The following is a 7,580-nucleotide window of genomic DNA, read 5'->3' as shown; positions in this document are numbered from 1 at the left end:
GAAGGACACTAGCCGCTAGGGCGCTGGAGCTAGACTGTTATCTAGGTTCAAACTTTTTAACTTTCTTTTTTTCAAATAAAGAGCATCGACCAAATTTGAGGTCGATGCTCTTTTTTACTCTACACTAAGTTCAGCTGAAATTACGCAGGCAATTGCCGCAGTAATGACGATAGCCATCACAACCATGAACATACTCTCCACCCCTTAGATAGATCCTAGTCTGTTCTTCCTACTATGAATTTATCATATTTTCACAGTATCTATCTGAAGGAAATATGAACATTTTGTTAACAAACACCAACCACTATTAGCAATTAAATTTAACTATGGTATTATAAGTGACTTTTTTTCTTTGATTTAAAAATTAATGAAAAAAATAGAATATGCAGCGGCATCCTTGTTACCTCCTAATTTTATTCGTAGCTAGGCGGTATCCTTCATAACCCAGAAACTTGCACCCCGACCTTGTAATAGTAATAACTTCATATTAAAAACCACCTTTCCTATCAGTAAATTTTTTAAACTAATTACATACCACGGTACATGGTTGCTTGACGGTCTTTGTTTTGTTCATAAAGCATTTCAACCATTTCTTGATGGATCGCTTCTTCAGTACTTACTTTTCGTTTCTTAATTGTAATCGAAAAGAAGATGATATTTAGTGTCATTTTAGTTCACATCCTTTTTAAAATTATAAAATATTTCAATTACATCATACGATACATAGAAATTTGCTTATCCTTGTTTTGGTCATAAAGCTTTTCAACCATTTCCTGATTTGTAGCTTCTTGGAGACTTATCTCACGTTTTTTGAATGTGATTGTGAAAAAGAATATATTTAGGGTCATGGATAATCACCTCCTTTAAAATTAATTTTTACAGCAGAATAGTCACAACAAAGTTAATCTATGCACCACATATCCAAAATGCTCGTAAAAAGGGCACAAAAAAGCCGCAGAAGAGTGTCCCTGCGGCTCGGTGATTTTTAGGCACAAAAATACCGCAAGGCGTCATCCTACCTGCGGCATGGATATGTATGGTAACTTAACTTAATATTAAGTAATCCATTCCAGTCGGGTCGAATGTTCGATATTCAGATATAAAGTTCCTGATGCTTCAACAGTGCCAGTTACTGCGACAGTAATTCCAGTTAATACTAACATCATTTTCTTCGACCTCCTTTTGGAATAATTTACTTACTACGGTAATTATATCCACCGATCATGACTTTGTAAACCTTTTTTCTGGAATTTTTTATAATTAATTCAAACGCCCATAGTAACAAAAGGGTGTCAGGTACAATGTGAAATTTTCACATGGTACCTGACACCCTAGGTGAGTTACGATTTCAAGGCGTTGTCTAGATCCTCAATCAGGTCTTCGACATCTTCAAGACCTACAGAGATTCTAACGAGTCCATCTGTGATTCCAAGTTCTGCTCTGCGCTCTGCTGGAATCGAGGCATGGGTCATTCTTGCTGGAACAGAAATCAAGCTTTCAACTGCTCCAAGGCTTTCAGCCAATGTGAAATATTTTACTTTACTAAGTAATTTATCAGCATTTTCAGAACTGCCAACATCAAAAGAAACCATTCCCCCAAAACCTCTGGTCTGCTTTTTAGCAATTTGATGATTAGGATGGGTTTCTATTCCAGGATAATAAACTTTTTTAACATCTTTATGTCCTTGTAAAAACGAAACAATGGCTTTTGTATTTGCTTCCATCTCTTCCAAGCGGACCCCTAACGTTCTAATCCCGCGAATTAACAAATAGGAATCCTGCGGACCTAAGATTCCTCCTGTTGAATTTTGCACGAAATGGAGATCTTCCGCGAGCTTTTCACTGTTTACAACAGCTAAACCTGCTACGACATCACTGTGCCCACCGAGATATTTGGTGGCACTATGAACAACAATATCTGCACCAAGTTCAAGTGGATTTTGCCAATAAGGTGTTGAAAATGTATTATCGACAATGGTTAATAGGTTATGTTGTTTTGCCAGCTTTGAAACAGCCTCAATATCTGTAATCTTTAGGAGCGGGTTTGTAGGTGTTTCTAAATGTATCGCCTTAGTATTTGGTTTAATGGCACTTAAAATATTTTCGGCTTTACTTGTATCAACAAAAGTTGAGTCAATTCCTAATCGATTCAAGACTTTAGTCATAACACGAAACGAGCCACCATAAACATCATCAGTTAAGATTACATGGTCGCCACTGTTAAACAGCATCATGACTGCTGTCATGGCTGCCATCCCAGAACCAAAAGCAAATCCTGCCTTGCCTCCTTCAAGCTCTTTAATCAATTCCTCAAGCGCGTGTCTAGTCGGATTGCCAGTACGTGAATATTCATATCCCTTATGTCCGCCGACACCTTCTTGCTTATACGTACTTACTTGATAAATGGGAAACGTAACTGCCCCTGTTGCAGGGTCATTACTGATTCCGCCATGAATTAATTGGGTTTTTCTTTTCAAGTTAAATGCCTCCTTCAAAAATCTTTTTGCTTAGGTAGCGTTCGCTTCCATCTGGAAAGATAACCACGATATTTGTACCAGGTTTTGCCTTCTCTGCCTCTTTAAGTGCAGCATGAAAGGCGGCACCAGAAGAACTCCCCACTAATAGTCCTTCCTTCATCGCTAATTCTTTAACAAGGGCAAAGGCACTATCATCCAGTATGGTATGAATCGCATCAAAGTAGTTGGGGTCCATATATTCTGGTAGGAATTCCATCCCAATTCCTTCGGTCTTATGCGGACCTGAAACTCCACCGTTTAAGATGGACCCTTCAGGCTCAACAATGACTGTCTTTACTGCTTTCTTTTGTTCCTTTAAGAATCGGGCAGTTCCCATAAATGTTCCACCTGTTCCTGCTCCGGCAACAAAGATATCAATCTCACCTTCCATTTGCTCCCATAGTTCAGGACCAAGGGTTTTATAATACGTTTCTGGGTTAGCAGGATTGCCAAATTGCTGTGGACAATACGACCCAGGTATTTCCTTAAGGAGCTGCTCAGCTTTAGCAATGGCCCCCTTCATTCCCTGCTCTGTTGGAGTATGAACGATTTTGGCCCCAAGTGCCTTCATTAAGTCTTGCTTTTCGATGCTAAACTTTTCAGGAACACAAAGTATGACCTGTACACCTTTGTTAATGGCAGCAAGTGCTAAACCAATTCCAGTATTCCCGGCCGTGGGCTCAATCACCGTGCCGCCCTCTTGCAATTTTCCGTTTGAAAAAGCTTCATGTAAGAGTTCAATCCCAAGACGGTCTTTTACACTGCCGCCAGGATTCATAAATTCAAGTTTTGCAAAAATACGAACTCCCTTAGGCAGTGCAAATTTTGAAATCTCAACCATCGGTGTATGCCCAATTAGTTCATGCACATTCTTGTAAACCTTCATAATTTCACCTCCACTACGATCGTAGTGCTGACACCATCTTCATAACAAGGGTCGCAGAATTAGTTGCTGCTTTATCAATAAATTGGTCAAACGAAAGTTCTGATTCTTTTCCAGCAATATCTGAAAGCGAGCGAATAATCACGAAAGGAACACCAAATCGATGGGCTACTTGCGCGATTGCAGCTGCTTCCATTTCAACAGCTTGCAAATCATTAAATTTAGAACGTACAAAATCAACGCGGACGGGGTCTTCCATAAATGAGTCACCAGTAACAATTAAGCCCTTAACGATTTGAAAATTATCAAGCTCTTGTGCAGCTGTTTCGGCGACTGAAATTAGTTTTTCATCTGCTAAAAATGCTGCAGGTAACTGTGGTACTTGCCCATATTCATAACCAAACGCCGTAACATCTACATCATGGTGCCGGACTTCTGTTGAAATTACGGCATCTCCAACATTTAGTGAAGGATTGAAGCCCCCTGCAGACCCTGTATTTATTATGCAATCAGGCTTATATTTTTCAAGCAGAATCGTAGTTGACATAGCAGCATTAACTTTTCCTATCCCAGAGCGCAGCAAGATCACATCCGCTCCATGCATTTTCCCAAAGGTAAATTCACACCCTGCGACAGATTCTTGTGTTTGACCGTCGATATTGTCTCTTAGTAGAGTAACTTCTTCTTCCATTGCTCCGATGATTGCTATCTTCATAATTTGACCTCTTTCATAGTTTTTTACGCCTTCTTTTCCTTGGTGCTGAAGGTCGTAACATTTCTGCTAATAATCTTCCTCGGATTCAAACATCGTATCCGCAAACACTATTCTACCCTTTTTGAGAAAAGCATGCTAGATAGATCAGTTCCTGCCCTCAATTGTCATCCTCAACTAGAACACCAATCCTATAAGTATACTATGGAATAGACAAAAACCTGTTCTTAACAGATCAGATTTAACATGATTTTCACAAATCTTCGTAGAAAAAAACAGAAAAAAACCTCTCAACATTCTCGAGAGGTTTTTCCATATTGATTATTACTGGCCAATCTCATTTATTTCTTCTACCTTGGTCGGTTTCCAGCCTTGGCCATCCACCCATTGAAGGTATACATTATACTTTTGCTGTTTATCTTTTGAAGCTACTGTACTAAACGAGCCGTTTGGGGTAGATTTATCTCTTCCCAGCCAATACACGGTCATATTGCTTTGATCTAATCCAGTTGCATAAGAAATGGCCTTCAACATTTCCTGCCAGTCAACAGAAGATTGGTCATAAACAGCAGTATGCTCACCTGATTGTGAAGTACCCACAGGCTGCCATGATGGGTTTTCAGTTACTTTAAGCACATTGGAATTCCCGTCACCCTCTGTTACCACTTCTTGTGATTCATCAGCAGCCTCAGGAGCGGACGTATCTTCAGATGTTGTTGACTCTTCTGTTGGCGTTGAAGTATCTTCCTCTTCAGTCGCAGGATCAGTGACACTGTCGTTCTCATTAGTCGTAACGGCTTCCGTATCCTTTTGTTCCGTTTCCTTTTGCACGTTTTCTTTTTGCTCTGTTTTAGTCGTTTCCTTTTTTGAAGATGCATTATCATTTCCAGTTGCAAAAATATTATATGCGACAAAAATTATTAGCAGGAGCACAACGATGATTAAACTATTTAAGACGATATTAGTTTTTTTTCTTTTCGCACGGTAACCTGATCGTGATTTAGAATTCAAGTCATTAGTCAAATTTATTCCCTCCTATGATAAAAATACAGAGATCCCTTTTGATATCGGAGCCATCCATTTGTAGACTCTCAATATTCTAACACGATTTTAAGAGAACTTGAAGGAAAAACCATTTCCTATTTCATCCCATGGTCTTTTTGATACAGCATTTTTACCATGTCAGCAAATAGTAAATTTACTCCTCCCTCCGAATCTGACACATCCAAATTGACTGCCACCAATACATATTTGGGATGATCATAAGGAAAATAACCTGCGAACCATTTATTATGTAATTGCTGTCCCAATTTATATTTTCCTGTTTCTGCCGTACCTGATTTGCCTGCTACCGTGTATGGCAAATCCTTAAACCATCTTCCCGTTCCATTTGGATTCATGACTACTTCCCGTAATAATCTTTGTAATTTCATTGCGGTGTAAGGGGAGATATTATCTCCTTTGATGCTTTTCTTCGGAAAATCTATCATCGTCGTACCGTTTTTATATTCAATTTTTGATACAGCTCGGACCATTTCCTTGTCCCCGCCTCTAGCGATTGTTGCCATCATATTAGCTACAGCTAGAGGGGTTGCCCGTACTTCATTTTGTCCAATTCCAGACATTGCTGCTAAATTTGCATCCTTTCTTGCCTCATCAGAAAGAAAGACTCTTCCTTTATCTTCATCAGCAAGTTGGTTAAAATCATTGGTATGATAGACATCCCCTTGCCAGCCAACCGAACCAGTTAGCGACAATTTGTTAGCATAATCCTCTAACAAATGTGGATTCATTTTTTGCAATTCGCTTGCTAACTGTCCAAACGTACGATTACAACTCCTAGCAAAGCTATCGGTAAAATTCAACATGCCATAATTATATTTCAATTCAGGTTTTCCATTGATTTTTTTACTACAATCAAACAGCCTATTTGCACCGTCAAGACTATGGTCAATCGCTGCAGCAGCGACAACTGTTTTAAAAACTGAGCCCATAATTTGCTGTTTTAACATCATATTTGACATTCCAGAGTCATTATAAGGATCATTTTTATTGATGGTTGGGCGCGAAACAAGTGAAAGGATACTATTATCCTCCATATCAAGGAGAACAAGGCCCCCTTTTTTAATTTGATATTGGTCCACCAATTGCTCTGCATTTTGTTGAAGAGTTTTATCAATGGTAGTTCGAATATTAACAGGATAGAATGGGTTGGCAGGATCGACATACTTGACATTGATTCCAAACAATGGTGCTCCGCCGCCATCTACATGATAAACCAGCTTTGATTTTCCTTCAGGGAGTAGGAACTCATCAAAGCTTTCTTCAAGACCAGATACACCAAGCAAGGTTTTCTCTGATAGTTCTTTATTCGGATAACGTTTTTTTAATTCTTTAGGATTTTCTCCTGTCAGTCCTATCAGTTGTTCCGCTGGTACATCTGAACGTTCAAATTTCTTTTCAATTGCAAAAACTCCAGGAATCTTCAAACGATTGATTCTATCCCTTTGAGTAGTGGTCAATTCGTATGGTTCAGGGTCACCGTAAGCAAATGGCTTTTCCGCCACTTCCACCGCCTGCTTAAGGACATGTACTGGTATTCCAGAAATATTTGATACTTTCTCTGCGTCCCATTCGATTTTTTTTAAAAAGGGAAAAAGGACAAGCACTGATACCTTCTTATGAGTGAGCATGGTACCATTCCGATCGAGAAAATTGCCTCTGCCATTATCGATCACTAATTCTTGTGTCCTTTGTCTTACACTTTCCTCTAGTAAATTTACATTATGTTTAGAAAAGGTCTCAGTATCAATTAATTGGATCTGTATTAATCTTCCTAAAAGCAACAGCAAACCAGCAAATGAAATAATAAGCCATCCGATTGCGCGTCTTCGCCACATAAAAAACACCTCGTCAAAAGTTTTGACGAGGTTTGGTTATTTCAAACAATTTTTGAAATGTTTAAGCAAAAATAGTAATAATTACGATTACTTTATACTAACAATACGGACGCTCATTTCTCCACCAGGAGTTTGAACTGATACTTGGTCGCCGACTTTTTTGCCTAACAGACTTTTGGCGATTGGTGAATCATTCGAGATTTTCCCCTCAAATGGATCAGCTTCAGCACTTCCCACAATAGAATACGTTTCTTCATCCCCATCTGGTAGCTCAACAAAGGTAACTGAACTGCCCAATGTTACAGAGTCACTTGCCATAGAAGCCTCAGCAATAATCTTTGCATTGCGGATCATATTTTCTAAAGTTGTAATACGGCCCTCAACAAACGCCTGCTCTTCTTTTGCTGAATCATACTCAGAGTTTTCAGATAAATCACCGAAACTTCTTGCAATTTTAATTCTTTCAACTACTTCTTTTCGTTTCACTGATTTCAAATACTCAAGTTCTTGAATAAGCTTATCTTTACCTGCTTGTGTCATCGGAAATACTTTCTCTGTAGCCAAAACCC

Annotated in this window: 8 protein-coding genes; all 8 read right to left on the bottom strand. The window is 39.0% G+C overall.

The features are described from left to right. Positions 1–527: 527 nt before the first annotated feature. Positions 528–668, bottom strand: coding sequence for a YrzI family small protein (locus V7121_RS12135; RefSeq protein ID WP_335496560.1), 141 nt, complete (start codon positions 666–668; stop codon positions 528–530). 39 nt (positions 669–707) lie between these two features. Continuing rightward, complete coding sequence (locus tag V7121_RS12130) at positions 708–848, bottom strand: YrzI family small protein (protein ID WP_335496563.1); 141 nt, start codon at positions 846–848, stop codon at positions 708–710. A 492-nt stretch (positions 849–1,340) separates the two neighbouring features. Continuing rightward, entirely contained in the window at positions 1,341–2,477 is a 1,137-nt protein-coding gene (locus V7121_RS12125; protein ID WP_335496566.1) for a bifunctional cystathionine gamma-lyase/homocysteine desulfhydrase, read from the bottom strand. Between the two features lies 1 nt (position 2,478). Further along, on the bottom strand, positions 2,479–3,402 hold the full coding sequence (locus V7121_RS12120; protein ID WP_335496568.1) for a PLP-dependent cysteine synthase family protein: 924 nt from the start codon (positions 3,400–3,402) through the stop codon (positions 2,479–2,481). A gap of 13 nt (positions 3,403–3,415) precedes the next feature. Beyond that, positions 3,416–4,114: a 5'-methylthioadenosine/S-adenosylhomocysteine nucleosidase gene (gene mtnN / locus V7121_RS12115; protein ID WP_335496571.1), complete on the bottom strand. Its 699-nt coding sequence runs from the start codon at positions 4,112–4,114 to the stop codon at positions 3,416–3,418. Between the two features lie 321 nt (positions 4,115–4,435). After that, entirely contained in the window at positions 4,436–5,134 is a 699-nt protein-coding gene (locus V7121_RS12110; RefSeq protein ID WP_335496573.1) for a YrrS family protein, read from the bottom strand. Between the two features lie 116 nt (positions 5,135–5,250). Further along, complete coding sequence (locus tag V7121_RS12105; RefSeq protein ID WP_335546694.1) at positions 5,251–7,011, bottom strand: peptidoglycan D,D-transpeptidase FtsI family protein; 1,761 nt, start codon at positions 7,009–7,011, stop codon at positions 5,251–5,253. Between the two features lie 87 nt (positions 7,012–7,098). Further along, on the bottom strand, positions 7,099–7,575 hold the full coding sequence (gene greA, locus V7121_RS12100; protein ID WP_335496579.1) for a transcription elongation factor GreA: 477 nt from the start codon (positions 7,573–7,575) through the stop codon (positions 7,099–7,101). Between the last annotated feature and the right edge of the window lie 5 nt (positions 7,576–7,580).

It is taken from the genome of Neobacillus drentensis (genome assembly GCF_036962125.1).
GTDB lineage: Bacteria > Bacillota > Bacilli > Bacillales > Cytobacillaceae > Neobacillus > Neobacillus drentensis_B.
The sequence above is the reverse complement of the archived record's forward strand: the minus strand, read 5'-3'. Positions and strand labels throughout refer to the sequence as shown.